The sequence below is a fragment of the Paraburkholderia sp. A3BS-1L genome, assembly GCF_051125215.1.
In the GTDB taxonomy this organism is placed as follows: domain Bacteria; phylum Pseudomonadota; class Gammaproteobacteria; order Burkholderiales; family Burkholderiaceae; genus Paraburkholderia.
In genome coordinates this window covers 173,045-198,732 of record NZ_CP120446.1, presented here as the reverse complement: position 1 = coordinate 198,732, position 25,688 = coordinate 173,045, and the positions used below count along the sequence as shown (strand labels likewise).

The window sequence follows — 25,688 nt, the reverse complement described above, 5'->3', positions numbered from 1 at the left end:
AGTCGGCGAGGGATTCTGGCTAGATTCCGCGCGGCGCAATGACGACTCTCAGCGGGGGTGGCTTGCCGCCCGCCAGCTTGCCGTTGCGCGTTTCGTTGTCTCGCTCGAGCACGAGCGCGGCCGCAATGCGATTCCCCCAACGGGCGTGGAAGTCGCGCTGGGCGAACCGACGTGGCACGAAGAACACCTCGTCCGGCTGCTGAAGGAGCGACTCTCGCGGATCGAACTCGCGGCCCCGGTCATTGCACTCAGGCTCGAAGCGAAGGACGTGCGGGAAGCCGAGGCTCCGAGCGAATCGCTGTTTCCCGAACCCGGAGGATCGCCCCAGGATCACGCGCGCCTCATGGAACTGCTCACGGCAAGGCTGGGTTCAGGCAATGTGATGAGAGCGGCACCCGTCGCCGATTTCCGTCCCGAAGTCGCCGCGCAGTGGGTGCCGGTCAGCAGCGAATCCCAACCCTCACGCACCGATCTGCCGCGGGATTTGCCTCGCCCGGCATGGCTCCTCGAGGTGCCCATCCAGCTCATCATGCATGGCCACCGTCCGTTCTACGGCACGCCGCTGCGGATGGTATCGCCCGGCGAGCGGATCGAGTGTGGCTGGCAGGACGGTCACATCGTGACGCGTGACTATTTCGTCGCCGAAGCCGAAAACAATCTGCACTACTGGGTATTTCGCGAGCGCGTCGGCAGCCGTGATGAGCGCGAGCCATGCTGGTTTCTTCACGGCCTGTTTGGCTGAAATGCCGGAGTTGGCACAGGGGCGTGAGCGCTGTGCTCCAGTTATCCGCCGCGAGTGCGCTTTGGCGCCGAACGGCCCCAGACATCCTCTGGCGGGATCGTCATGCCGCCGCCTGGTGGACGCTACGGATCCCGTCTGCCAGACTCAGGTGCCCGGGTTGTGAGAAACGGGTGACGGCTTCGAGTGGAGCGAGATGCAACTGCTCCTCGTGTAACGTCAGCAGTTCTGCGAACAGTTCGAAGATTGCCTGATCGATACCCCAGATGCCAGACCCCAGCGCCGCGCGCAGGCCGCGCTCGAGCGCGTCGTGCGCTTCGGTCAAGCCCTCAATGCGCGCCCGGCCATACCCCGCGTCGAAGAGGTGTGAGGTGCTGACGATGAGCTGTGCCATCGTGACGAAATGCGCAAGATCGCCGCGCTGCAGCCGGAGGCTGGACAGCGTGATGGGGTATGCGATCATCCGCTGACGCACCGCCCTCTCCGGGAGGGGAAGCAAACGAACAGCCAGTGGAATGCCGCAGCGGCGCGTCTACGCGCCTTGCCTGGTTCGGGACATGACAGGAAAGGATTAACGATGCTTTCCTTCGATAACGGCACGATTGTTGTCGCGCTTCAATCCGGTGACTGCTTCATGAAGGCAAACCACGGCAGAACCCGCGTCAGGACGTCGACCTCCAGGTCACAATGGCAGCCACCCTCTCCAGTTCCGCGACATACCAGAACCAGAGCGCTTCCATGTCGTCAGCAACGCTTTCCTGCTACTCGTTATCTTGAAATCCGCTATCCGAAATCTGGTGCCTGCAGGACTCCGTCGACAGAAGCCGGGGCGGCTCAAGAACGATGCCCCATGCGGTCAGCAGACCATCAAAAGACAGCTGGCCTGCCTGCGCCCGGGGCGCGGGCAACGCGACTCCGGTTGCCCGATAGTGAACCCGGTCCTTCGCGCTTGCACCTGAACGCACGATGCGCTCAAGCGCCCCATTACGCAGCGCGTACTGCACAGCATCAGAAGCCGTGCGCGACTTCATCAGTCCGGACGCCGCGATCTCGCTTACCGTCGCGCTCGCGCGTTCGCGAAACCACGCGAGGAGTACCTCAGCGTTGGCGTGCGTGCTCATGACTGGCCCTCCCTGCGCGCGGGGCTTTGCCGCGCGATATGTGTAGTGGTTGTCAATCCTGTGTCTGGCCCGTCAGCTCGGGCCATGAAATGGCACGCTCTTGCGCCTGTAAAGCGTCATGAGTCTTTCTGTTCATCGAAGGGTACGTGTTCACCCGTCGGCGACTGCTTGCCAAGCTTGCCTTCATTTTCCATCGCGTCCTGCCATGCCAGCATGGCGTTCGCGACAGCGTCCTTCTCGCCGCTGAAGGACAGCACCGTCTCCCCGCACGACGGACAGATGCCGCCGAACGCCGCCTGGATACCCGCCATGTTTCGCGTGTCGAGTGCGTCGAAGTCGTTGAATGCGGTCTTGCACGCACCGCACACCAGCTTCTCCGGGCGCAACGCATCTATCTTCGCCTTTGCCTGCGCGATGCGTTGTTCCTGCGTCCCGCGCTGTTTTGCCTGTCCCATCGTTTGTGCTCCATTTGCTGTGAACCGGTTGTGGCCGGATTTTCCGCGATGTTTGCCCGCCTCAGTCCGGTTTATTCCGGGGAAAGCCGATATTTTCGCCAGCCAGCCGGTTTGCGCTAGAATACCACTGTATAAATATACAGTGTCGAGGGCGGAAAGACGGAATCAGGGTGTCCGGGTCCAATGGATCGGGTGCCGGCTGGGCCGCGCGCGCAATTTATGCCTGCACCTGACTTTGGCGGACTGCCGGCGTATGCCGAACTCCAGTGCGCGTCGAATTTCTCCTTCCTCCGCGGTGCCTCGCACGCCGACGACATCGCCGCGCGTGCGGCACAGCTGGGTTATGCAGCAATCGCCGTCACGGACGAATGCTCGCTGGCCGGGGTCGTGAGAGCGCACGTCGAAGCGAAAAGCGCGGGTATCCCATTCATTGTGGGGTCCGAGTTTGCGCTGACGAATGCCGACGGCTCGCACGCCTTGCGCTTTACCGCCCTTGCCATGACGCGAGAGGGCTACGGCAATCTCAGCGAGTTGATCACGCTTGCGCGCATGCGCGTGGAAAAGGGAAGCTACCGGCTCGCCGCACGCGACCTGGATCACCCGGAGGCTTCTCACGGACACCTGAAGGGACTGCCGGACTGCATGGCGATCCTCATCCCGGAGTACCCGGCCAATGAGGCGCGCCTCGATGCGCAACTCGAATGGTTTGCGGCGACGTTCGGTGAGCGCGCGCGGATCGCGCTCACGCTTCATGCCCGCGCGATGGACGACCTGCATCGCGGAGCGATCGAGCGGGCAGCAGCGCGCCACGCCGTGCCCGTGGTGGCCACCGGCGCTCCGGTCATGCACGTTCGCTCGCGCAAGCCGCTTCAGGACGTGCTGAGCGCGATCCGCCTCGGGCGGCCGGTTGCCGAGTGCGGCTATGACCTCGCGCCCAACGCCGAACAGCATCTGCGTTCACGTCTGCGTCTGGCCAATCTTTATCCGGCGCGAGCGCTGGCCGAGACCGTCGAGATTGCGCGTCGCTGCACGTTCTCTCTCGACGAGCTCCGCTACGAGTATCCGGACGAACTTGTACCCGAAGGCTTCACGCCCGAGGCCTACCTGCGCCAGGAAACCTACATTGGCGCGCACCGGCGCTGGCCGGCGGGCATTCCGCACAAGATACAGGCGCAGATCGAGCACGAACTCGCGCTCATCGCGGACCTGCAGTACGAACCTTACTTTCTGACGGTCTACGACATCGTGCGCTTCGCACGCAACGAGGGGATTCTCTGCCAGGGTCGCGGCTCGGCTGCCAACTCCGCAGTCTGCTATTGCCTCGGCGTGACCGAGGTGGACCCGGCACGCTCGTCGATGCTGTTCGAGCGCTTCATCAGCAAGGAACGCGGCGAGCCGCCAGACATTGATGTCGACTTCGAGCACCAGCGGCGCGAGGAGGTGGTTCAGTACATCTACCGCAAATACGGGCGCGAGCGCGCAGCGCTGACGGCTGCCGTAACGACCTATCGACCTCGCAGCGCGCTCCGGGAATCGGGCAAGGCGCTCGGCGTTGACCTGGCCATCGTCGATCGGGTTGCCAAGGCCCATCACTGGTTCGACTCGAAGGAAGACCTGCTCGTCCGCTTTGAGGAAGCGGGCCTCGACCCGCAGGCGCCACTCATCGTGCAGTGGGCTGAATTCGCCACCCTGCTGCTTGGTTTTCCGCGTCATCTGTCCCAGCACAGCGGCGGGTTTGTCATCAGCCGCGGCAAACTCTCGCGCCTGGTACCCATCAAAAATGCCGCGATGGTTGATCGATCAATCATTCAATGGGACAAGGACGATATCGAATCCTTAGGATTATTGAAGATAGACGTGCTTGCACTGGGTATGCTTTCAGCCGTACGTCGCGCGCTCGACCTGATTTCGGAAAAGCGCGGCGAAGTGTTCGAGCTCCAGGACATTCCCCCGGAAGATTCTGCGACGTACGAGATGATCTGCCGCGCAGACACTGTCGGTATCTTTCAAATTGAATCGCGCGCGCAGATGAGCATGCTGCCGCGCCTGCAGCCGCGGCAGTTCTATGACCTCGTCATTGAAGTCGCAATCGTACGGCCGGGCCCGGTCCAGGGCGGCATGGTCCATCCGTACCTGCGCCGGCGCCAGGGTATCGAGCCGGTGACGTTCCCGAGTCCACAGATGGAGCAGGCCCTCGCCCGTACGTTGGGCGTGCCGATTTTCCAGGAGCAGGTGATGCAGGTCGCGATGCTTGCGGCTGGCTTTTCTGCGGGGGAGGCCGACCAGTTGCGCCGTGCGATGGCCGCGTGGCGTCGCAAGGGAGGCCTCGGCGTCTACTACGACCGCATCGTCAACGGCATGCTTGAGCGTGGTTACGAGCGCGAGTTCGCTGAACAGATCTTTGCCCAGATACAGGGATTCGGCGAATACGGTTTTCCGGAAAGCCACGCAGCCAGTTTCGCGCTGATGGTCTATGCGAGCGCGTGGCTGAAGTGCCATGAACCAACGGTATTCGCATGTGCGTTGCTCAACTCCCAGCCGATGGGGTTCTATTCGCCATCCGCGCTTGTTCAGGATGCGAAGCGGCACGGAGTGCGCGTGCTGCCCGTCGACGTCACCGTGAGCAACTGGGACTGCGCGATTGAAGGTCCCACGACGCGCGATCCATTGCGGCTAGGCATGTCACTTGTTCGGGGCATGAAAGCGGACGCGGCGGCGCGCATCGAGATGGCCCGCGCCGTGCGGCCGTTCCGCGATGTGTCCGATCTCGCTCGCCGAGCGCAGCTCGACCGACGCGACCTCGAGGTGCTCGCGGCCGCGAACGCCCTGCTCTCTCTCGCGGGAGAGCGGCGCGCAGCGCTGTGGCAGGCAGTTGCCGCGGTGCCGGACCGTGACCTGCTGCGCGGCGCGGCCGACGACGATGAAACACCAGACCTCGCCCCGATGACGGAAGGACAGGAGATCGTGAGCGATTACCGTTCGACCGGTCTCACGCTTGGCCGCCATCCGCTTGCCCTGCTCCGCCCACGGCTGACGAAGATGCGGCTCGTGCCGTCGGATACGCTCATGCGCTATCGTAATGGGCAACTGGCGCGCGCCTGCGGAATCGTCACGGTCCGGCAGCGCCCGGGCACGGCGAAAGGGGTGATGTTCATGACGCTCGAGGACGAGGCCGGGAGCGTGAACATCATCGTCTGGCAGTCGGTCCTTGAAAAGTTCCGTCGCGAGGCGCTCGGTTCGTCGTTGCTCGCTGTGTATGGGGTCTGGCAGCGTGAAGGCGAGGTCCGACATCTCGTTGCAAACAGGCTCGTCGATGTTACCGCGCTGCTTGGCGAACTCCCGACCGTGAGTCGAGACTTCTGTTGAAGGAGACACCGATGAACATCCGCGTGGGTACGGCATCATGGACTGACCCAACCCTGATCAAGAGCAAACGGTTCTACCCACCCGGCTGCAGCAGCGCAGAGGCGCGCCTGCGCTTCTATGCGAGCCAGTTTCCGCTCGTTGAGGTGGATTCCAGCTATTACGCGATGCCAAACGGCAGCAATTCCGTTCTGTGGGTCGAGCGTACGCCTCCGAGCTTCATTTTCAACATTAAGGCGTTCCGCCTTTTCACCGGGCATCAGACACAGCGCGACATGTTCCCCAAGGATATGCAGCCTGAGCTACCTCAGAACGAGAAGAAAAACCTCTACTACAAGGACATACCCGACGAGATAAGGGCCGAACTTTGGCGGCGCTACTTTGAAGCTATCGCGCCCCTGCAGGTAGCGGGCAAACTCGGTGCTGTGCATTTCCAGTTCGCACCGTGGATCACTTCGGCGCCTGACGGGCGTGCGCACGTGGAGCATTGCGCGGAGAGGATGGCGGGACGCCACCTGATGGCCGTCGAATTCCGAAATCGCAGCTGGTTCGACACAAAACACGCTGAGTCGACCCTCGCGTTCGCGCGCGAACACGCGCTGGTCAACGTCGTCGTCGATGAGCCGCAGGGGCCAGCGAATTCGATTCCCTCTGTTTGGGAGGTCACGAACGCTGCCCTTGCGCTGGTGCGTTTGCACGGGCGCAACCACGAGACGTGGAACATAAAAGGGGCGACCGTTGCGAACGATCGGTTCAACTACGACTACAACGATGAAGAGTTGTCGGAAATGTCTGTGAAGATTAGGGAGATCGCCGCGTCCGTCGCGCAGACGCATGTCGTGTTCAACAACAACTACGAGGACCAGGGGCAGCGCAACGCGCGAACGCTCATCGGCTTTCTCGGTGATACAGCAGTAACGACGACGTGACCAGCGATCGTCCACGTCGGATTGCACATCTCGATATGGATGCCTTCTACGCGTCCGTCGAACTGCTGCGCTACCCGGAATTGCGCGGCAAAGCGGTCGTGATCGGCGGCGGCCGCAATGCGGCTCCGGAAATGTTGCGCGACGGTACGCGCCGTTTCGCGCGACTGCGAGACTATGTAGGCCGAGGCGTTGTCACAACGTCGACTTACGAAGCTCGCGCTCTGGGCGTGTTCTCAGCGATGGGCATGATGAAGGCAGCGCACCTTGCGCCGGATGCGATACTGCTTCCGACCGACTTCGACTCCTACCGTCGCTATTCGCGCCTGTTCAAGGACGCTGTCGGCACGTTCACCGACCAGATAGAAGACCGTGGGATCGATGAGATCTACATCGACCTCACCGATGTCGCGGGGGAGTCGTCCCAGTTGGGGCAACAGATCAAGGCTGCGGTGCGACAGGCGACGAACCTCACCTGCTCTATCGCAATAGCGCCGAACAAGCTGCTAGCAAAGATCGGCTCAGAACTCGACAAACCGGACGGCCTGACCATTCTCACGATGGAGGATATCGAGTCGCGCATTTGGCCTCTCGCTGCCAAGAAGGTCAACGGAATTGGCCCACGCGCGAGCGAGCGCCTGGCTAGCATCGGAATCGGAACTGTTGGGGAGCTTGCCGCGGCGGATCCCGGTCTGCTGCAGGAGCACTTTGGGCACACCTACGCGGCATGGTTGGCAAGAATTGCGCGTGGCGTCGACGATCGGGCCGTCGTGGTTTCCTCGGAGCCCAAGTCGATGAGCCGTGAGACGACGTTCGAGCGAGACATGCACGCGAGTCGGGACCGCGCAATCCTGACGCCGGCGTTGACCGGTCTTTGTGAAAGGGTCGCCGGGGACCTTCAGCGCAAGGGGTACGGCGGCCGCACCGTTGGACTCAAGATCAAGTTTGCGGACTTCAAGATTGTCACCCGTGATCTCTCGCTGCCGGAGCCAGTGACTGACGCGGCATCCATCCGGCGCGCGGCGGGTGAATGTCTGAAACGGGTGACGCTGGATCGGCGCATTCGTCTCATCGGCGTGCGTGTCGGCTCGCTTGAGCGTGCGATAGACGGTGCGTCCGCCGAGACCCCAATGCAGCGCGAACTGCCATTCGACGGCTGAGGCCGGTCTGTCCCGAACGCGCGTACACTAGGCCTAGCGAACCCTGATCGGGAGGGGAAGATGGTCACGACGACTCTTGAGAGCTTTTGCGCAGATGTCGGCATGCTGTTGCGGGACCATCCACTCGGGACCGCCGCGCGGGTAACGCAACACATCATCGCGTGGTGGGACGGTCGAAGCATCGTTTTCGCATACCTGCGCGAAGAGAACGAATCGCTCATTGAGGAAGAGTTCGACCCGTTGGATCTGAAATGGAGCGAATGGTCGGCGGAGTTCGTGTCTTGGCTGGCGAGGCCGGTCTTCGAACGGTTCGACGAGATCGAACAGTGGATCCGCGAGTCACCCCCGCGCGAAGCAGGTCGCATCGAATAGTCGCCGGCCTACGCAGCAGCAGGTGCCCTGCGGTCGAAGAATGCACAAAAACCACCACCTTCCGCCGCATTCCGCGTCCCAGTTTCGGGGGATACTAGCCTCTCCCCTGTGAGCCCGATGCGGATCGAAGATCCGTATTAAGGTGCGAATACGCAAATTCAGTATATTCGGTCGAAATGGATGCCCGATGCGAGTGGTTGGATGCTCCTATTGCTGCCTTCAGGCGATGGCAGGAGACGGACGCGGATGGCGCGGACCGGCGGCGTTTCGCCCCACGTTCCGCCAAACAGCACGCTGCGATGTTCGCGCGGTTCATGCGTCATCTCCACCAGCACGGAGCGACGGTAGCAAGCTTCAGCGACGAACACCTGGAGAGCTATCTGATGGATCTCGGTCGGCGTAGCGCGCCGGGCACCACTACCGCGCTGCGGTACGCGAAGCTCATCGACCGGCTTTGCCGCCACCTTATCGAACTGGACGTGCGCAACAGCAATCCCGCCGCGCGCGTGGTGCGCGACACGGCATGGCCGGGCAGCGAACCGGTTCCCGTATTCCTCGACACCGATGCCGGGTGCCGTCTGGAGGACTACGTTCGACCCCGTCCCACCGACATTCCCCTGTAGATCCGGGATCGCGCGATCGTCGCCCTGCTCCTGGGTACGGGCCACAGCCGCGGAGTTCCGCACGATGCTGATGACGGACGTCGCGGCTGGCTAGATGTGACAGTTGCGCCGGCGGACGGTCTGCTGTTCCCTTCGCCGCGCGGGCAGGGAGCGTTGCAACCGGTAAGTCTCTGGGCAACGGTTCACCCGGCGCTGGAGGCGGTCGATGTCAGGCTTCCGGACATGAGCCCGCGCGTCCTGCGCAACACCTACGCCAGGCGGCTATTGCTCGCGGGGAAATCCAACGATGAGGCGAGCAGCCTGTTGGGACTCGCGAGTCATCGTACGGTGGTCCGCCTTCGCGCGACGATTCCCGCTGGCGCCGTGCTAACTTGACTTTGTATCGCATGCTGTAGCCTGGAACGGTCGCCAGTCCCGGTGGCCCAACCAACCGAAGGAACATTCATGTCGTTTCGACATCCTGATAAACCAATTGTCTACCCGGACGAAAGAGGCAATCCTGGGGCGATGTTGTATCGCTTCATGTTCACGGTGCAGGAGCCCTGGCTGGCGATCATCCGTCTTCACCAGGACGATGATGCGTGCACAAGCCCCGTTGTTTCGGCAAGCGTGCGCGACCAGGTGCTGAACCGTGTTCTTGATGACGGGGCCCTGGCTGGCGATCATCCGTCTTCACCAGGACGATGATGCGTGCACAAGCCCCGTTGTTTCGGCAAGCGTGCGCGACCAGGTGCTGAACCGTGTTCTTGATGACGGTGTGCGCGGGTTGACGCTCGGCGCCGTGCGCCTGGTCGCGGGTGATGGTTCCGGCCTCTTCCACTACGAAATGACACCGGACATTCACGACTTCATCGAGCGCGGAAATCGCTACAGGACTACCCCGGAGCGGGCGGGTTGTCGAACGCATAGAGATCGACGCCGCCAACCTGATTGCTGGGCGTGTGCGTGTCGATACGGTGAAGCTTCGTCCCGTTTGGCAGGCGCCCGTCCAGTCCGTCCAGAATCGCATAGAGTCCGTGCTTTGGATGGTGAAGATCACGGCGACAGACGAACCCCAGGCCCAACAGCGTCGGCGAGGCCAACCACCGGTGCCGTTCCGACACTTCCATCGTCAGATCGAGGCTCTCTAGGAAGGTAATTCTGGAGTGTCCAGCCCTGAACGACAGGTACGGGGGGCTTGAGGGTCTCCGTAACCGTTGTGGCGCTCACATCCTTCGCATACTCGCACTGCCACGCATCGAGGATCTGAAGCGTTCCCTCCAGCATCGTGGCAGTCGCGCGAATGCGCCAGGCGGTATCAAGCCCGCCGTTGGTTACCTCCGGCTCCGTGCAAAGGTCCATCGCGCTATACCAGCTCGGCCGCATGAGCACAGCGAGCTCCAGATAGTCGCTATAGGACCACGGGTACATGCCACCGACGCCGTTCTGCCGTCCCTTCGACTTGAAGAGTTGCATGGCGACGAAGCCGGCTGAATCCAGTGCAACGTCCATGTCCTGCAACGGCGAATGCTGGGGCAGCCGGAAGCGCTGTGTCTTCCGATTGAAGAAGGCGTTCGCCGAAACCATCACTGGATAGTCGCTTTTGAAGGCGTGGATCGCGAGTTGACCACCACGGTGCGGGATGCCAACGCGCATCTGCATTTCGTCGTGGCAGCGAGCGTTCACCTGATTTCCGCGAACGACGCCGGTCTTTCCAAGCAGCCGTTCGCGAAGCCGGTCGAAGCTGGTTGTCGTGATGCTCTCCTGAATAGGCCACGGAGAGCACCCCAACGGGCGCGCGCCCGTTGGGAGTGGATAAGATGTCGCCCGATGGTGCGATGTCGATGCGCCAATGGCGCGGGGGTATTAGGACAGCATAAGCTGTGGTTCACGTGATCACGCGTGGAAAAGACGCCGGATCCGGCGCCCTTTCCAACCACGACCAGCGCTTGTTGCCCTGGTGCCACAACTGGCTGTCACGTTCGTTCGGGAGGAGAAAGGCCCACGCGTCCGTATGGATGCGCGGGCTTTGCCAGGTGTTGGCGCCAATTGGAAAGTAGCAGGCGCTATTCGCCGAACGGGGATGGTGAGTACCGAGCGACTACCTGTTAGCGCTTGCGCATGAATCTTTCAGGCGGTACGTAACGGCGGAGAAACAATCGAGCCGCGACGTGTACGACTCTCGATAAGTCCGCGGCGTGCCGCTTCGCGGAATGCGGCGTTGATGGTGTTGAGGTGGAACCCCAGATCGTCAGCGATACTCCGCTGGGTTGGCAGCGCATCTCCGGGCTGAAAGAAGCCGGAACGGATGGCCTGCTCGATCTGGTCCGCAACGGCGAGATAGATCTTCCCTCGAATCCGGGCAAAGTCCGGACGCCAGCGCAGTTGATCACGCGCCTGCACCGCCGTGGTTGTCGTCGTGCTGTGGCAGGAATGGGTGGCCGGATGCATCATCGTGCGCATCCTACACCGAACGCAGGCGAATCTGCTTCGCCCATTCCTGGCCACATGGCAGCGTCGCAACGAACGCAGCGAAGGTGGCACGTGTCGGCGGCAACTCAAGCGTGTGCTGCGCAGCGATTGCATTCGCGAGGTTGAGCGCGTCGGCGAAGGCACCTTCACCGGTCGCAGCTAGCGCCGTGCGCGTATTGTCATTCGCCAGCACGAGCGCGATGATTCCCTCGATGGCAATGTCTGCCTGTTTGCCGATGTCCGCGCCGGATACCGCCTCGGCGCTCACCACGTCGGCGTCGACGAGGCAACGCACAATGTCGTCAGAAAAGTCGTTACACGAATAGGTCATGTTCAGTTCCGGAAGGGGGAGCACGTCCCCGTTCGGGGCTTTGCGCCCCGCAGGGTAGGTGATGAGAAGACGTCAAACCAGGAGCGAGACACCCGACGGTGGAGGCCGGGTGCAGGCGTAGGCGGACATTGCGCACAGGCAGGCTGCGGCGACGAGTGAAGCCGCAACGGTCGCGGTCACGATCTGTCGTTTCAAATGGCTCCCTGCTTAAAGACCGAAGCCCCGCCCCGAAAGGGGACAGGGTGCTGGATGGGTCACGCGTGATGCGGGTCAGGCGCAGGACTTCGGATGGCTTGCCGGATAAACCAGCACGCGTCCGTCGTCACAGATGCTGAATTCGCCCTGCTCGCGCCTGGGGGAATGCACAACGATCACGGGCTTCTCCACCTGGTGGCGAAGCTGCGCGTGCGTGCATGCAGTGAGGGACGAGGTGCCGGCTGCTGCGACGAGCAGCATCAGAAAATTCATCATGGTGTGGTTTCCAGAAAACGGAGGTGCGCCGCCCCGTCAGAGGCGGCAAAGAAGGTCACGCTGCAGCGCGCCGCAGGGCGGGATCGGTCACGGAAACCGTGATCCATTGGCCATCGACGAGAAGGTCACGCAGGTGCGAGTGCGAGCCGTTCAGGGTGTCGACGTGCTCGCAGCCCATGCGGGGGGCTGCTGCGCGAAAAGCATGCGTAGTGCAGGCAGCAGCGGAAGGTTGCGGTTTGAACATGGTTGCTCCACGGAGTAAAGACGAGGAGCGCCCCTTGCGGGGATGCGCTCCCCACAGGGTTTGGAAACGACATCAGGCAGCCAGGGCCTCAACATCGATGACGCCGTCGGCCTCGAGTACGAGGTCAGGCGTCTGCGAGATGAAGAACTCGCGTTCATAGCCCCCCTGCCGGAGGACCTCACGCTTCATCTTCATGAACTGCACCTTGCGGGCAGGATCCAGGGGGCCGTCCGATTCGTCGCTGAATAGCGTCTGGTACGGTTGCCCCGCATTGCGAGCGAGATACAGCGCGATGCCACGAGTCAGACACTCGTTGATCCAGACCTTCTGCCCACCCGACATCACCGAAACCGTCTTGGTGCTGTCGTTGTCGGCGTCATGGACAAGGATCTCGAAGCCTTCGCGCAGATCACCCGACGCCAGCTCGCGCTGCGTGCGGATTTCCACGGCGAAACGCGGGCCGTAGCACGCAAGCAGGAGGTCATTAACCGTCTGTGTGAGCGATGGGCCCGCATCGTCGATCGTCAGTGCCACGACGCCATCGTTGCCGAGGCCCTTTGCCAGCAGCTTCCAGTTTGCGATTTCATCGGATAGCCGCACCGCCCGCTCCTGAATTGCACCGAATCCCTCGAGTTCCGCCTTCATCGCGTCGCGCTGTGTTTCGCGCGTCGCATGCTGACGGATGAGGGCTTCGATGCGTGCGTCGAGAGCCATGGTGGCTTCCCGGTTCACAAGCAGTTGACGATCAAGATCAGCGATGGCGGCCGTGACATCGAATGCGGAGAGCCTGGCGGTCTCAGCATCGATATCGCGAAGCGCCGCCTGCAGGCGGACCGTCTCCGCCTCACGGCGTTCGGCGACCCGTACTAGCTGCGTGTCGACATCGACTAGTTCAGCCCTGGCCTGCACGATGCCGCTTGCGGCCGCTTCGAGAAGCGGCTTGCGGGCGGCAAGCAAGGTGGCCGACTGAAACGTACGGCGGCCAGCAGCAAGTGCGTCGTTTGCCGCACGAAGCTCGGCGCGTTTCGGCGCAAGCTGCGCCACAACAAGCGTGAGTTCATCGGCCAGTGACTTCTTCTCGCGATAACTCTTGCGAAGCGACTCCACGGCGATGCGTTGCTCACCGACCTGCACTGACGCGCCGCGCGCCTGGGCAAGCAGCGGGCAGGTCGCATGCATGGCGTGGCCGGCACACGGAACCTGATCGACAACGGCAGCCTGCTGTTGCAACGTCGTGAGCAGTGCAGCCTTGGTTGCCCCCTGTGCCTGCACCCCCCCAAGGGCAGCATTCGCTTCGGTCAGCACCATCTGCTTCGGCTCAAGACCGGCGATCTCCGACTGGAGCGCCAGAACGCGCGCTTCCTGTCGTCCGATCTCCAGTTGCGCCTGATCGCACTGCGCTTGCGCGCCCTCAATCTGGGCCCGCTGTGCGAGCATCGCCTCGTGTGCGGTGATGCTGTTCGCGAGCGTTGCACGCCGATCACTGAAGCGCTTCGCCAGTTCCGTCGCGTCCGACTGCATGGATGAAAGCGACGACCGCGCTTCACCACGCTGCTTTGCCAGTTCGCGCAGGCGCGCCTCCGCTGTTGCGGACTCGGCCTGCTTCGCCGCGAGCGTCGCACGTTGCCGCCCGAGCGTCTGCGCGGTGGCCAGAAGGCCCTCGCGCTCGCGCCGTGCAGCAACGATCGCCTCCGCATCTGCTGCTATCGCCTGTTCGGTCTGCGCGAGGGTCTCACGCTTCCGGGACAGGGATGCAAGCTCGTGCTGGATGCCGTCGAGCTTTCCGCCAAGAACCTTCGCGACGTCCGCAGCCTTCACGGATAGTGCGCGAAGATGGTCGATGTGCAGCAGTTCGGCCAGCAGCGACTTGATCTCGCCAGCGTTGTATGACGCCAACGGCCGCCGGTTCTGCGCGGAAAATACGCTCGTGAAAAACGACTCGAGTGAGCCGCACACCGATTCGACGCATCGGTCATAGTTGTCCGCCTTGCCGTCGGAGCGTGTGCCGTCTGGCGCGACGAACGGTTGCCAGAGGCCAGCCTTGTCGCGCCACGCGAGGAAGTACTCCGCCTTGCCGGTTTTGCCGGGCTTGCGAAAAGCGAAGGTCGAGCGGTAGCGCACGTTGGCGTGCTCCCATTCGAAGAGCTTCTGCGCCTGGGCACCACAAAGGTGGTCCCAGTACGAGAAGGCGTCGACAGAGAGTTTCGCGGCGTGCGAAGGCATGATGCGGTACGGGTGGAGGTTGTCCATGAGGGTAGATTTCCCTGCGCCGTTTGCGCCCTTGAGCGCAATCAGCCCCGTAGGCATCGCTTCAAGGTCGAGCGTCACGCTTTCGCGCTTCATTCCGTCACGCACACCGATAAAGCCCTCGAGAGTGAGGATCAGCGGTCGCATGGCATCCCCTCCCCGATCGGCGCGTCGTGAAGATAATCGGACGGCAGCCAGGGCACGTCATCATCCTCCGGAAACAGCGCCGCGATGACCGGATCGACCGGCGTCGGCGCTACCGGCACGATCGAGCCGTCAATCGCACGTTCAAGTGCCGTGCAGGCCGCACGAAATCGCGTACCGGCAACCTTCAGAAGTTGCTCCCAGCTGTCACATGCCGTGAGCGCCTTCAGTTCGCGCGGCGACCACTGGCCCGCATAGCCATTGCTGTGCGACCAGAGCAGATTCGTCATCTCGACGTCAGGCGCCACGACGAGCTCGAACTCGCGGGCGTCCTCTTGATGGATCATTACGACGAAGCCGTGACGCAATGCGATCACGGATCCGCGTGCGGGCCCATAAGGTTGGTGTAAAACACCGGCCGTGAATCCGGCGTGCTTCACGAGAAGCTGCTGGATGTCGCGCGCAGGTGACGTTGCATTGAAATGCTGGACCCAGTCGGGGCCAGCGGGATAAAGACCAAACATGGGAACACTCCAGAGAGAAAGGACGGAGTGCGTCCCCGTTGGGGATCGCTCCCCGTCAGGGTCAAAAGAAAATGGATGCAGCGGTTGCTGCGATCGATGCGCCAGGGGCGCGGGTGAACCTTGTGCCGGCAGCACGCTCATCGGGAACATCGAGCGCACTGGCGGGACACGGCTGTGTCCACGCGTGAGCGGGCCGTACAGGCCCCGCTCACTTGATGGCGGCTACGTTGCTTCGTTAAGCCGCAAAGAGATCGCCCTCCAGCCAGTCGAGTGTCTCCGCCTGTGCCCCACCAGCGCCGGGCGTGCGTGGAATAACAGTGGGAGCTTCGTCAGGCGGGATTGCATCGGACGCTGGCGTGCTTGCGACGAGCGCGAGCGGCGTCGCCACAGACGCGTCATCGAGTTGCGCCAGTACCGCATCGGCGATCGCATTCGCGTCCCCGGTCTCGAGCAGTTGCAAACGTGCGAGCACGGGCGTTGCGTCGACGTTCGCGACTTCGCACCAGCGACCAAGCTTTGCATCGACCGACGTCTCCAGGCTGATGCCCTGTGCGCGGCTGCGCACGACTGGAAGAATGCGTGGTTCGAGCTTCACGCCCTGCGCATTTGCGAACATCGCCTCTATCGCTGCGCGATCGACCGACTGCCGGTGCTCCTCATTGACCTGCCAGCGAACGCGTACGAACGCATCGCCGGACTCGCTCGCGAACTTCGCGAGCCGTTCCATGTCGGGCGGACCATCAAAGTCGATACACAGCATGCGGCGCGCCGGTGTGGGGATCAATTCAGCCGAGGCCGAATTGGTATCCACTTCCCATATCAGGTAACCCTTCTCTCCCTGCTCGCCAAAGTGAAAGCGCCCGATAGATCCGGGATACGCGACAACCCACCCGCCCCGCTCCCACATCTGGTGTTTATGGATGTGCCCAAGCATGAAGGCCGAACACTGCGCATCGAAAAGCGCTGAGAGCGAGAACTCATGATCGAGCCCCGCCATCGTGACGCCGTGCTCCGTTTCGCAACCGACGACCGTACCGTGCGAGATACCCACGGTGGCGATCCCCGACTCGCGCAGTCGCGCATTCACCTTTCCGGACGCTGCCAGGTACGTCGCGAGCACGTCCCCGAGGTCCGTCGCCGCGGCGAGTGCGCCAACACTCGCTGCGAACTGCCCCTTGTTGACGGTCGGAAGACCGGTGAATACAGCCTCAGGCTTCTGCACCAGAACCTGCGCGAGTTCGCCTTCGGTGAAGATCGGCCCCTCAGATGCGAGAAAGCGACCGTCGGCGAAAGCGACCTGCTGGATGCGGTTCGCGATGTACACCTGATGGGTCGAGCCCAACAGGCCAAAGATGTCCAGCGTGCCAGGCGGCTCATGTGAGAACGTGCCCTGCAGCATGATCACTGGCATGGATGAGGCGAGGCGGTGAATACGCCGCGCGAGCGTGAGGAGTGCAGGGGAATGGGCGTCGAGCCGATGGTCGGTCGAGTCACCGGAGACGACCGCCACGCGTGCACCGCGCATGATCGCGTCACGCATGGCGAAGCGGAAACAGCGATCCGCTTCGTCCAGACGCTCCGGCGAGTAATGCAGGTCAGAAAAATGTGCAATCTTCAAGACGCACCTCCGTAAACGAAAAATGGCCGCCCGAAGGCAGCCTCGATGGGTTGAACGCCGTCACGCGGCGACGAAAGAAAATGGCCGCGATTGCGGCAGTTCCGATGCGCTGTTGCGCGGTCGAAAGCGTTTGAGCAAGCCACCTTGCTGAAACACTCTCCCGGCTCAGTCAGGAAAATCAGCCAGCCCCGGATGGGGCTGGCTGTGGTCATTCGAACATCGCCGCACGAACCGCGATTTCGATCTCGCGATCAAGCGCGTCGCGATTCTCGAGCGCAGCCTCGAGGCGCGCGTTCATGCCGTCAACATCGGCGGGACGTTGAGCCCAGCCGCGGCCGTAGGTGGCGTGACCGAAAACCCGGAAGTCCTTCTGCCGGTCCTCGGCGTTGAGACCGAGCCGGCAAAGCAGGTCCGTCATGCGTCCGCGCTTTTCTTCAAGCGTTTCGGCATGTTGAAAGTCATCGGTCTGGTCACCCATACTGCCAGCGGCCTCACCTGCGAGCGTTGTGCCTTCGAGCGGAACATCGCTCTGGGCGCCTGGGTGCTCCCCAGACGACATGAGCGGATAGACGTTCGTCGCGCCTTCGAGTAACGCGGCTGCTTCCGACGCTGCCGCCAGCGCAGGCGGATGATCTTCCGCACCGTCGAGCAACGCGCTGATGTCGATGTCCGCATCGAGCACGGTGAGCATCTGCATCTGTCGCACCGGTTCGCCCTGCTCGTTGATCCGCGTAATCTCAAACTCGCGCTTCGACATCCAGAACCGCGTGCCGGTGAGCTTGCCGCGCGCCAGCGCCACGGTCTGCATCGCGGAATAGGCCTTCTGCAGAACGTAGATCGAGTTCGTCGGCAGCTCCATGAGCCCAAGCCCCTTGATCTCGGGAATCGCGAAGATGAAGCGTGCCGAGAGGTTGCACTGCCGGGCCTGATACTGGGGACACCCCTGTGGATTGCACACACCATCGGGAATGGCGTTGTCCTGCCGCAGGATGATCGAGCGCGGGCCGAAATTGCGCTGCGCACGCTGGGCGCGGACATCGCGTTCGGGCTTCGCGTACTCCTTGCAGAAGCGCATACCGTCTACGCCGTACTCGGAGAAGTACTTTCGCCCGGTCGTGCCCCACGTCGCCATCTCGTTCGGGATGTTGGCCATCCAGTCGTTGAAGGCGAAGACAACGGGGAAGCGGTAGAGCTTCAGACCATCGCCGCGATCCTCGCCGTAGTGACGCAGGATTTCGTCGGCCACGTCGGGGTTGGTGAAGTCCGAACGGCGGCAGGTGAAATACGGAACGTTGCGCGGGGCGAGTGCGTTGCGGATGCGGCAGCGCCGCTCGATTTCGTCGCCGATCTTCTCGAACGACTCTCCGGCCGAGACAAGCTGCTCGTAGAGCCTGACAGCCTGCTCGTTTTGCCTCGCGGCGGAGGTCAGGACCTTGATGCCGGGTCGAATCCGGCCGATGACGGGGGCGCGTGGTGCACGCTCCTCGACGATGCTGCGTACAGGGGCAGCGCCCAGGGGAAAGACAGCGTTCATGATGGTTTACTCGCAAGAAAGAAGATCGCCGAAGTGCGCATCTCGCTGGCCGACTGCGCCAGGTTCGATGCCGCCGCCTCTCCGCGGTGTGCGGCGATGTGGGAAAGAAAATCGCGTCGCTCGCCGTCGGCGAGCATCGCGATCTGGGCGACCTCACAGCCGGCGCGCCAGGCGCTCGTCGTGGTGTCTTTGTTGGCGCGTTAGCTTTCGATCGTCGTGCTGATCGTGTCTGCGATGCGCTGGTCAAGACCATATGGAAGAAGCATGAGAGCGCCTCCGGACAGCGAATGTGAAAACACAGGACAAAAAAAACGCGCTCCCCTGGCAAGAGGAACGCGTTCTGGATTTGGATGAAGATGACCCGCACGCCACGTCCCTTTCGGGGACGCGGCGCACAGGGAGCCGTGAGGCTCATACAGGGAACGTAAGGTCGTTCCCGGCGCGACATGATCACGTCGCGCGAACAGCCCTTTTCCGAAAACATGAGTTTTCGCCGCAGGTTCACGGGTCAGTCCACTTCGATCGTTCTACCCAGAAGGGTCTGGAGAGAGACACCCGAATATCCGGGCTCGAACGATGTCGCGGCGCAAATGAATGCGGCCGGCGACGAGTATTACGACTGACGAGAGGGGAGCAGGTGGCGAACCGCTCAGCACGAGAGATATTCCACACCAGCAGCCAGCTGGTCGGAGCATGCCCAAAAGGCACGACTTGGGGCAGAAGATGGACTCCGGGCTACGGAGTCGAGGTCGATGCGTCAGGAGACGCGTGCAATGGAGTCAGTATCGCCAAAAATGCGGCTCCGTGTTGCCGGAATGGTGACCAATATCGTGCAGCTTTTCCCGGAAATCAGCAGACGAATCGGGAACACAATGACAGGTGAGAGAGACCACACCCGAATAACATCATGGCCGCCGTTCTTGAAACTGCGCCGCAGCCGGAGGAAACACCCGGCAACGCGGCACAGGGCGGGGCGCCCAACGCACCCGCCCTCCTCACCGCTGTTCCCTCAGGCACCGGGCTCAAGCCCATCGCACGCCTGACGAGCGACACGCGCTACGCGAAGATCATTCCCGATTCAGCCCAGGTGACGGTGCTGACGTACAGCTCGATCTTTGTTCGCAGCTATCTGCGCTCGGACTACAACTTCTGCGCAACGAAGATTTCGGTCGCACGCGACGGCAAGCTGCGCGCGCTTGATCAGGCCATACGTGAGACAAGCGAGTGGTTCACGAAGGCGATCGCGTGGACCGAGCAACTCGGCGCACGCAATCTTCCGCGGCACTACGAGACGATCGAGCTTGAGGTGAAGCGCCCGCTCACCGGTCAGCTCGTCCGGTGCCTGACGCAGTACGAACGCCTGTTCAGCCGCGCGTGGTCGGCCCACGCTTCACATCGGCTAAGCGACGAGCGCTGCGCGGCAATGCTCGCGAACGCCGAGAAGAAACTCAGGCACATCGTGATGCTCTGCATGCCGGACAACGAAGAGTACGACGTTGACGGCAAGCGCCGCGGCCGCTGAAAACCCGCCCAGTCTCTGAATGCTCCGGCTTGACTGTGACGCCGGACGGCTACGCTCGACAGTACCCAAGTGAGGAGAAAGTACATGGAAATCGATCTTCGTGAGGTCCAGGCGCTGCATGCGCGCTACGCCCGCGAACACGTCATCATCGATCTGGAAGGCCAGGTTCGGGCACTGCCCGCGCCGTTGCTGCTTACGCACGAGCCTGCCGCTGGCGCGTCGCCCGTTCGACGGGTCTGGAACGCCCGTTGGCGGCTAGGTCGCGGCGCACTCATGGCGATTGGCGGTGCCGCCATGTGTGCAGCTCTCGGCATGGGAGCGTCCCGCCTCTGGCCGATGGTTCATGGCGAACACGCTCAAGCTCCGGCTCCCAAAGGTCAGCAGACCCGCTCGCCGACGCGCGCAGATGGGGCGGCCGAAGCATCGGCGCCGGCGCTGACATCAAGGGACCTGCTCACGGATAGTGGCCGTGCCAACTGGAGCGCGGCCGTTGATCCCTCCGCATTGCTTCGCCAGGCCCCGCAGACGCGTGAGCCGGCAATCAACAACCCCAAGGAGTCGCCGCGCGTGACCGACGAGCAGAAGGCCCTCTCCTCTCCGCCGCGCCAGCACGTCACGCAGCAGGAGCAACCGGCGGCGAGCACGCCTGTCGCCATCAAACCAGCACCGGTGACAGCGCCGGCAGCCGCTGTCGCACCGGCAGCATCGACGGACGATCAACCGGCAGCGCGGCCCTTTGTACGGCACGTGGCACGCGCTCATGCCTCGCCGACGCACACGGAGCAGCCGACGGTTGCTGAAGCCGCAAAACCGACTGCAGCACCCACGCCGCGCAACGGCGACGTACAACTCTTCTGAAGGACCGGATCGATCATGAAACGGCAGAACACGCTTAATGTCACGTTGCTCGCGCCCGGCTCGACGATCGAGGGCAATCTCATCCTTGACCACGGCGTAAGCCTCTTCGGTATCGTCGACGGAAACCTCATCAGCAACGAAGGGCTGCTGCATGTCGGGCCCGCTGGCCTGGTGAAAGGACAGGTGGACGGCGAGCACGTGCGCATCGACGGCACCGTTGAAGGCGACGTGCGCGCACGCGGCTCGCTTGAGATCAACGGGCGGGTCAAGGGAAACATTTTCTACTGCGGGACGATCAGGCTGGGCGAGCGTGCATCGCTCGAAGGTCAGCTCAAGCGCGTGGCGCGCGAACTCACGATCGAAGCCCCCGCAGCAGCGCCTGAGCCCTCGAACGTGCAACAACTCTCGCGTGCAGCCAGTCCGGCCGGATAAATGGAAGTCTTTACCATGACACACAGACCCACACTGCCAGAACGGATGTTGATGGCGCCATGTCTGCTCGCCGCATCGGCGACGACAATAGCGGTCGCTGGCCCGTTGGCCCTCTACAGTTTTGCAGCGATGACTCACCGCGACGACGCCCTGAGTCATGCACTCGCCTGGGGACGTCTCATTTGGCATAGCTTCGTCTGAACGTCAGCGGCAACGATACGCATGAGCGGCTGGGTCAAGGGCCGCAAAATTGCGGCCCAATTTTTCGCCCGTGCGGAACAGGTATCGTCATCCGCTGCAAGATTCCGCCTCAGCGCTTTCCACCCAGTGCACCATCAAAACCCAGCGGGCTGAAGCAGGAATCCATGTTGAAAGAACCAGTCAGGCCTCGGGAATCTGGGATTCGTGGATGAAGCGCGTCGGTGGGTTCTTGCGGATCGAGGTGATTGTGAGCCTCTCGCGGGCGCGCGTCATTGCGACATAGAACAGGCGACGCTCCTCAGGCTCGGGGCTCTTCTGGTCGGGTACCACGTTCTCTTCCGAACGCGTGATCCAGACGTTGTCCCACTCCAGCCCCTTCGAACTGTGCATCGTCGTCAGCACCAGCGCATCGGGCGCCGGCTCGTTGTTCACCCGTTTCAGGAACTCGATGCGCTCACTGAATGATCCGTTCAGACGCGAGATGACGTCGTACGTGGCGACGATCGCACGCTCTGCCGCCTCCTTGCGCACGTAGAGCATCATCCATTCGCGTACGCCCTCAAGCGCCAGCGAATAGAACTGCCGCTCGCACAGGGTCTGCCACTCGGCGAGCCGCTTCATGAAGCCACGATACGCGGTCGCCGTCTCTTCGGTCAGGCCCAGCGCAACCAGATCCTTCTTCTGCTTCTGCACGAGGGTCGCGCCCATGGCGTTGTGCAACGCCGTCAGGTCGCGTGTGCTCATGCCGGCGTAGCCAAACACCGCGTCAAGTCCATTGAGCTTTGCCCGCTGCACGATCTGCAGCAGGTTGCACAGGAGCGCGCCTTCGGGCTGATCGAGCACGGAGCGTCCCGATGCGCGGTAGTACTTCACGCCGTGCGAGCGGCACACGGACTCGATGGGGTCCAGTACGCGATTGGTGCGCGAGAGGATCGCACACGACTGCCCGGCCGCGAGCAAAGGCTGCAGCGCCTCGACAGCCGCGGTCGCATCCTCGTATTCATCGTTGAAGCGCCGCGCAATAACGGTGCCACCCGCTCCCTTTTCCGCGTGTAGGACCTTCGTGATCCGGTCAGTGTTGTGCTGGATAAGCCGGTCGGCGGCCGCCAGGATCTCGGACCGGCAACGGTAGTTGCTGCCGAGCACTACGCGCTGCGCGTCAAACTTCGTGGCGAAGCCCTCCATGCCACGAAACCCCATCGCGGCGCGAAAGCCATAGATGCTCTGGTCGTCGTCACCGACCACGGTCACCCTCGCGCCGGCAGCCGCATGCAGTTCGACCCAGCGGTACTGCAGCGGGTCGGTGTCCTGAAACTCGTCAACGAGCAGATCGGTGAACGCGTAGGGTTCAATATCCCCTGATTCCATGCCTGCAATGGCCAGGCGCAGCATGTCCTGGAAGTCGATTTTCCCGTTGCGCACTAGCGCGTCCTCGTACGCTTCGTACAGGATTGCCTCGGGGGAGCCCTCGATCGCGTGCGTGATGCCGGTCTTGAGTTGCTCGATGACCGGAATTGCTTCCTCGACCTTCCAGTTCAGGCCCGTCTCGGCGAGCACGCGCATTAGCAGCCCGGTGCGGTCGCCATCCGATGCAATGTCGCGACGCTTGCCGCCTGGCCGTCCAATCTGCCGGAAGCCCAACGAGTGAAAGGTGCCCGCGATCAGCCGTGCTTTCGCGCCCGCGCCGGCGAGCGCGAGGATGCGCTCGCGCAACTCCAGCGCCGCATCCTTGCTGAAGGTGACTGCCCCGACCCGGCTGCCGGGTGCCGCGAGCAGCGACGCGGCCTTGGACGCGATTGTTTTGGTTTTGCCGGCGCCGGGGCACGCGACGGCCAGGCAATGCCGCTGCGCCTGCGCGACTTCGAGCTGCCGTGGGTTCAGGCCGTCGAGCATGGTGCGTTGCTCAGAGGCCGCGAACCGCGGTCATCAGGCGCAGATGAGTCATGTAGCCACGCACGCCGACCGGATGGAACTTGCGAAGGAAGCGCGCGGTTTCCTCGTCGACGTCCGACTGGTCGCGCACACCGTTCCAGACCAGGAAGTCAAAGTTGTCCATCACACGATCAAAACGCATGATGACCGAGAGCACACGCATCGAGAAACGCGAATATGCCTCGACCGTGATCTCAAGCGCCGGCTTGGTCACTGCCGGCCGGAACACGATGTCGCCGCGCGTGGTCATCTCGCGCTCGGTCCGTTCGCGAAAGGCATCCGCCACCTGGAACTGTTCGTCTACGTACGCCTCGAGCGCCTGCAACTGCTTTTCGAACCAGGCATTAACGGTCTCCTTGTCCCGATCGCCGAACGTGGAGTTGCCGAAGCGCTGCATGTTCAGGCTCATGCGGTTCAGGTACGGCCACCATTGCTCGAAGAGCGGCCGCAGGCGCGTGTGGTTCAGGCGAACCGCTGCTGGTACGATTGCCGCGCCGGACAGTTGCCTGTCGAGCAGTTGCCGGCCAATTTCGCGACGACGGCGAATGATCGCGGCGCGCTCGGCGGGCGGCAGGTCACGGAAGAGACGACGCGCACGTTCGACCTGCTGTCGCTTGTCGTCAGCTTCCGACGGGCTGATCATGCCCTCGCGCTGCAGGGTAGTGGCGTCGCTTTCCATCTGCTGGAGCTCTGTCTCCAGCTCGGCGTCGTCCGCGCCATCCGTAACACCCGCTCCGGGCGCTGCGTCAGACAACGCGCTACCCGCGGCCAGCGTCGTCGCGAGAGGGATACCGATAGCCGTTGCCGCGGCGTCGATCAGGATCGCATCTTCGGTGTTGGTGCTCATGGCTTCTGATTCCTGTGAAATTGCACGCGCACCAGCGCGCGGCATTTGTCTATTGTTGCGAGGTGTGCTCAATTCGCGCGGGCGAAACGAGTGCAAATGAAGGGGCTTTTGAGGTAAGCCGCTATGGCGTGGTCACCCTGCGCTGCGCTCCCGTTTAGGCGCCTAAACGGATAAACGCAAAAAGCTCACGTTTTTCGTGAGCTTTTCGACGGAAAGAGCGGGAACGTCTGACGGTTCAGGCCGACGAACTGACAATCCACAGCAGTAATGGGAGGAAGATCGCGAACACCGTCCACCACTGCACGATGAGTGGCACGGGCAGCACCAGGACGACGAACGCACTGCCAAGCACCATGAGCACGCCGTGCATCGCCAGGTGGAATGAGAGCGGGCTTGCGAATCCCGCAGCGGCCGCGCGGATCTTGCGTCTCATGGTCCCGTCGACCCAAGCTGCCATGCAGAGCACGACCGTTCCTGCGAGCCAGGCCTTCATCACCACCGCACGATAGAGCGCGCGATAGACGAGCATCCAGAAATGACGGGCCCACCCCTGTGCGAAGCGGCGGGTGCCATCCGCGTCGAATCCGTCTCCACCACCGGCCCTCAGGGTCGCCTGCACCGCTCCGGTCGTAACGAAGAAGCGGCGAAACATAACGTTCGTCGTTCCGACAGCGCGTGCGGCCCGTTCATCGCCGAGTGCCGCAACCGCCGATTCCGATTCGGCACCGCTGATCTCGAAGAGCCCGGTTTCCGGAATGATCGGGAGCAGTACGCTCGCGAGCAGTGGCACGACGAAAAACCACCACTTGACGTGGCGCACGAACCGGCTGCTGCTAGCCATGAAGCGACGCTCCGACGCGGAAGATCAGATAGGCGGGAAACGCGATCAGTCCTGCCACGCCGACCCAGAAGCGAACCGGATTTCGCACGATCACGATGGCAAGGCCGTAGGCACGAGCACCCCGACCGCGTGAGAACTCGCGCGGAGCGGGTGCAGTGGGATCATCCTGCGCCGCGGCCGTCGAAAGCGCGCGCTTTGCGTCGTCAGGATCAAGCCCCGAGAGTTTCGCTATCAGGGTAGCTGTGAGCGACATCGTAGTCCTCGAAGTAAAGGCGGAATCCCTCGCCGGTCAGCGCGCGGGCGGCGAGCTGGAACGCGGCGGTCTTGTGCGTGATGCGCTCCGGACAGGCCTCGTCGATCATCTGCGTTGCGCACTCGGGATAGCGCGCCTCGAATGCCGTCACCGCCTCGAACATCGGCGACCAGACGTGGAGCCGTTCGCCCTGGCGCACGACGTAACGTCGCGCGTAAAGCAGGTGCGAGCGGCGGAAGAGACCCTGCATGAACGCGACGTGTGGCTCGCCTGTCTTGCGCACGCGCTTGTATGCCGCCAGTCCGTCCTCGAGCATCTCGCGCATGAGCGGGCCGCTCTCGCCAGCAAACCGCTCGCCAATGAAATCTGCCAGGCGCGAGCACGCGAGCTCCAGTTCGGGTGCGAGCGTAAACACCGGCACCAGATGCGCCGAGAGCTTGTAGTCGCGGATGATTTTCTTGAGCACGGTGGAAGTCATG

Annotated in this window: 27 protein-coding genes and 1 pseudogene; 11 read left to right on the top strand and 17 right to left on the bottom strand. The window is 62.7% G+C overall.

Going from position 1 to position 25,688, the window contains the following annotated elements:
- Positions 1-55 precede the first annotated feature (55 nt).
- Positions 56-742: pseudogene (locus P5W99_RS36400) on the top strand (DNA polymerase Y family protein); the annotation flags it as partial.
- Positions 743-842: 100 nt separating this feature from the next.
- Here the strand turns inward: P5W99_RS36400 and P5W99_RS36395 are convergent.
- The 3 genes from P5W99_RS36395 to P5W99_RS36385 all read right to left on the bottom strand — a co-directional run bounded on the left by P5W99_RS36395 (position 843) and on the right by P5W99_RS36385 (position 2,315).
- On the bottom strand, positions 843-1,214 hold the full coding sequence (locus P5W99_RS36395) for a hypothetical protein (RefSeq protein ID WP_434667898.1): 372 nt from the start codon (positions 1,212-1,214) through the stop codon (positions 843-845).
- Between the two features lie 286 nt (positions 1,215-1,500).
- Entirely contained in the window at positions 1,501-1,860 is a 360-nt protein-coding gene (locus tag P5W99_RS36390) for a hypothetical protein (RefSeq protein WP_434667895.1), read from the bottom strand.
- 116 nt (positions 1,861-1,976) lie between these two features.
- The gene (locus P5W99_RS36385) at positions 1,977-2,315 is read right to left on the bottom strand and encodes a hypothetical protein (protein WP_434667892.1); all 339 of its coding nucleotides are present in this window, start codon (positions 2,313-2,315) and stop codon (positions 1,977-1,979) included.
- Between the two features lie 219 nt (positions 2,316-2,534).
- Between P5W99_RS36385 and P5W99_RS36380 the strand changes: the two genes are divergently transcribed.
- From P5W99_RS36380 to P5W99_RS36355, 6 genes are all read left to right on the top strand, one after another.
- Positions 2,535-5,681: an error-prone DNA polymerase gene (locus P5W99_RS36380; protein WP_434667889.1), complete on the top strand. Its 3,147-nt coding sequence runs from the start codon at positions 2,535-2,537 to the stop codon at positions 5,679-5,681.
- A gap of 11 nt (positions 5,682-5,692) precedes the next feature.
- On the top strand, positions 5,693-6,607 hold the full coding sequence (locus tag P5W99_RS36375; RefSeq protein ID WP_434667886.1) for a DUF72 domain-containing protein: 915 nt from the start codon (positions 5,693-5,695) through the stop codon (positions 6,605-6,607).
- A 35-nt stretch (positions 6,608-6,642) separates the two neighbouring features.
- A complete protein-coding gene (locus tag P5W99_RS36370; protein WP_434668359.1) occupies positions 6,643-7,764 on the top strand; it encodes a Y-family DNA polymerase in 1,122 nt (373 codons plus the stop codon).
- Between the two features lie 60 nt (positions 7,765-7,824).
- A complete protein-coding gene (locus tag P5W99_RS36365; RefSeq protein WP_434667883.1) occupies positions 7,825-8,136 on the top strand; it encodes a hypothetical protein in 312 nt (103 codons plus the stop codon).
- A gap of 314 nt (positions 8,137-8,450) precedes the next feature.
- Positions 8,451-8,759 (top strand): hypothetical protein, encoded by a 309-nt coding sequence (locus P5W99_RS36360; RefSeq protein WP_434667880.1) that lies wholly within the window; start codon positions 8,451-8,453, stop codon positions 8,757-8,759.
- 444 nt (positions 8,760-9,203) lie between these two features.
- Positions 9,204-9,446, top strand: a complete 243-nt coding sequence (locus tag P5W99_RS36355) for a hypothetical protein (protein ID WP_434667877.1) — start codon at positions 9,204-9,206, stop codon at positions 9,444-9,446.
- Positions 9,447-9,794: 348 nt separating this feature from the next.
- Here P5W99_RS36355 and P5W99_RS36350 read toward each other — a convergent pair whose 3' ends face one another.
- The 10 genes from P5W99_RS36350 to P5W99_RS36305 form a co-directional block, all read right to left on the bottom strand.
- Positions 9,795-10,424: a hypothetical protein gene (locus P5W99_RS36350; protein ID WP_434667875.1), complete on the bottom strand. Its 630-nt coding sequence runs from the start codon at positions 10,422-10,424 to the stop codon at positions 9,795-9,797.
- Positions 10,425-10,868: 444 nt separating this feature from the next.
- Positions 10,869-11,192 (bottom strand): GntR family transcriptional regulator, encoded by a 324-nt coding sequence (locus P5W99_RS36345; protein WP_434667872.1) that lies wholly within the window; start codon positions 11,190-11,192, stop codon positions 10,869-10,871.
- A gap of 10 nt (positions 11,193-11,202) precedes the next feature.
- Positions 11,203-11,541, bottom strand: coding sequence for a hypothetical protein (locus tag P5W99_RS36340; protein WP_434667869.1), 339 nt, complete (start codon positions 11,539-11,541; stop codon positions 11,203-11,205).
- 270 nt (positions 11,542-11,811) lie between these two features.
- Positions 11,812-12,012 (bottom strand): hypothetical protein, encoded by a 201-nt coding sequence (locus P5W99_RS36335; RefSeq protein ID WP_434667866.1) that lies wholly within the window; start codon positions 12,010-12,012, stop codon positions 11,812-11,814.
- A 55-nt stretch (positions 12,013-12,067) separates the two neighbouring features.
- A complete protein-coding gene (locus P5W99_RS36330) occupies positions 12,068-12,256 on the bottom strand; it encodes a hypothetical protein (protein WP_434667864.1) in 189 nt (62 codons plus the stop codon).
- Between the two features lie 72 nt (positions 12,257-12,328).
- Positions 12,329-14,650 carry an SMC family ATPase gene (locus tag P5W99_RS36325; protein ID WP_434667861.1) on the bottom strand — a complete coding sequence of 774 codons (2,322 nt, stop codon included), beginning with the start codon at positions 14,648-14,650 and terminating at the stop codon, positions 12,329-12,331.
- A complete protein-coding gene (locus P5W99_RS36320) occupies positions 14,638-15,312 on the bottom strand; it encodes a hypothetical protein (RefSeq protein WP_434667858.1) in 675 nt (224 codons plus the stop codon). The genes P5W99_RS36325 and P5W99_RS36320 overlap by 13 nt, the downstream gene beginning before the upstream one ends.
- Before the next feature lie 94 nt (positions 15,313-15,406).
- Positions 15,407-16,789, bottom strand: coding sequence for a metallophosphoesterase family protein (locus P5W99_RS36315; RefSeq protein ID WP_434667855.1), 1,383 nt, complete (start codon positions 16,787-16,789; stop codon positions 15,407-15,409).
- Positions 16,790-16,997: 208 nt separating this feature from the next.
- On the bottom strand, positions 16,998-18,323 hold the full coding sequence (locus P5W99_RS36310; RefSeq protein WP_434667852.1) for a hypothetical protein: 1,326 nt from the start codon (positions 18,321-18,323) through the stop codon (positions 16,998-17,000).
- Positions 18,320-18,460: a DUF7696 family protein gene (locus tag P5W99_RS36305; protein WP_434667849.1), complete on the bottom strand. Its 141-nt coding sequence runs from the start codon at positions 18,458-18,460 to the stop codon at positions 18,320-18,322. The genes P5W99_RS36310 and P5W99_RS36305 overlap by 4 nt, the downstream gene beginning before the upstream one ends.
- On the opposite strand from P5W99_RS36305, the gene P5W99_RS36300 reads away from it, so the two are divergent.
- The 4 genes from P5W99_RS36300 (at position 18,422) to P5W99_RS36285 (ending at position 21,135) form a co-directional block, all read left to right on the top strand.
- Entirely contained in the window at positions 18,422-18,616 is a 195-nt protein-coding gene (locus P5W99_RS36300; RefSeq protein ID WP_434668438.1) for a hypothetical protein, read from the top strand. The two genes, P5W99_RS36305 and P5W99_RS36300, sit on opposite strands and share 39 nt — an antisense overlap.
- A gap of 614 nt (positions 18,617-19,230) precedes the next feature.
- Positions 19,231-19,845: a DUF1845 domain-containing protein gene (locus P5W99_RS36295; RefSeq protein WP_434667846.1), complete on the top strand. Its 615-nt coding sequence runs from the start codon at positions 19,231-19,233 to the stop codon at positions 19,843-19,845.
- Positions 19,846-19,929: 84 nt separating this feature from the next.
- Positions 19,930-20,703, top strand: a complete 774-nt coding sequence (locus P5W99_RS36290) for a hypothetical protein (protein ID WP_434667843.1) — start codon at positions 19,930-19,932, stop codon at positions 20,701-20,703.
- A gap of 15 nt (positions 20,704-20,718) precedes the next feature.
- Positions 20,719-21,135 carry a bactofilin family protein gene (locus tag P5W99_RS36285; protein ID WP_434667841.1) on the top strand — a complete coding sequence of 139 codons (417 nt, stop codon included), beginning with the start codon at positions 20,719-20,721 and terminating at the stop codon, positions 21,133-21,135.
- Between the two features lie 381 nt (positions 21,136-21,516).
- Here the strand turns inward: P5W99_RS36285 and P5W99_RS36280 are convergent, their stop codons facing one another.
- The 4 genes from P5W99_RS36280 to P5W99_RS36265 form a co-directional block, all read right to left on the bottom strand.
- Entirely contained in the window at positions 21,517-23,229 is a 1,713-nt protein-coding gene (locus P5W99_RS36280) for an ATP-dependent helicase (protein WP_434667838.1), read from the bottom strand.
- Positions 23,230-23,239: 10 nt separating this feature from the next.
- Positions 23,240-24,115, bottom strand: a complete 876-nt coding sequence (locus tag P5W99_RS36275; protein WP_434667835.1) for an ATPase — start codon at positions 24,113-24,115, stop codon at positions 23,240-23,242.
- Positions 24,116-24,350: 235 nt separating this feature from the next.
- On the bottom strand, positions 24,351-24,956 hold the full coding sequence (locus tag P5W99_RS36270) for a DUF4400 domain-containing protein (RefSeq protein WP_434667832.1): 606 nt from the start codon (positions 24,954-24,956) through the stop codon (positions 24,351-24,353).
- Positions 24,957-25,165: 209 nt separating this feature from the next.
- Positions 25,166-25,687 (bottom strand): hypothetical protein, encoded by a 522-nt coding sequence (locus P5W99_RS36265; RefSeq protein ID WP_434667829.1) that lies wholly within the window; start codon positions 25,685-25,687, stop codon positions 25,166-25,168.
- Position 25,688 lies beyond the last annotated feature (1 nt).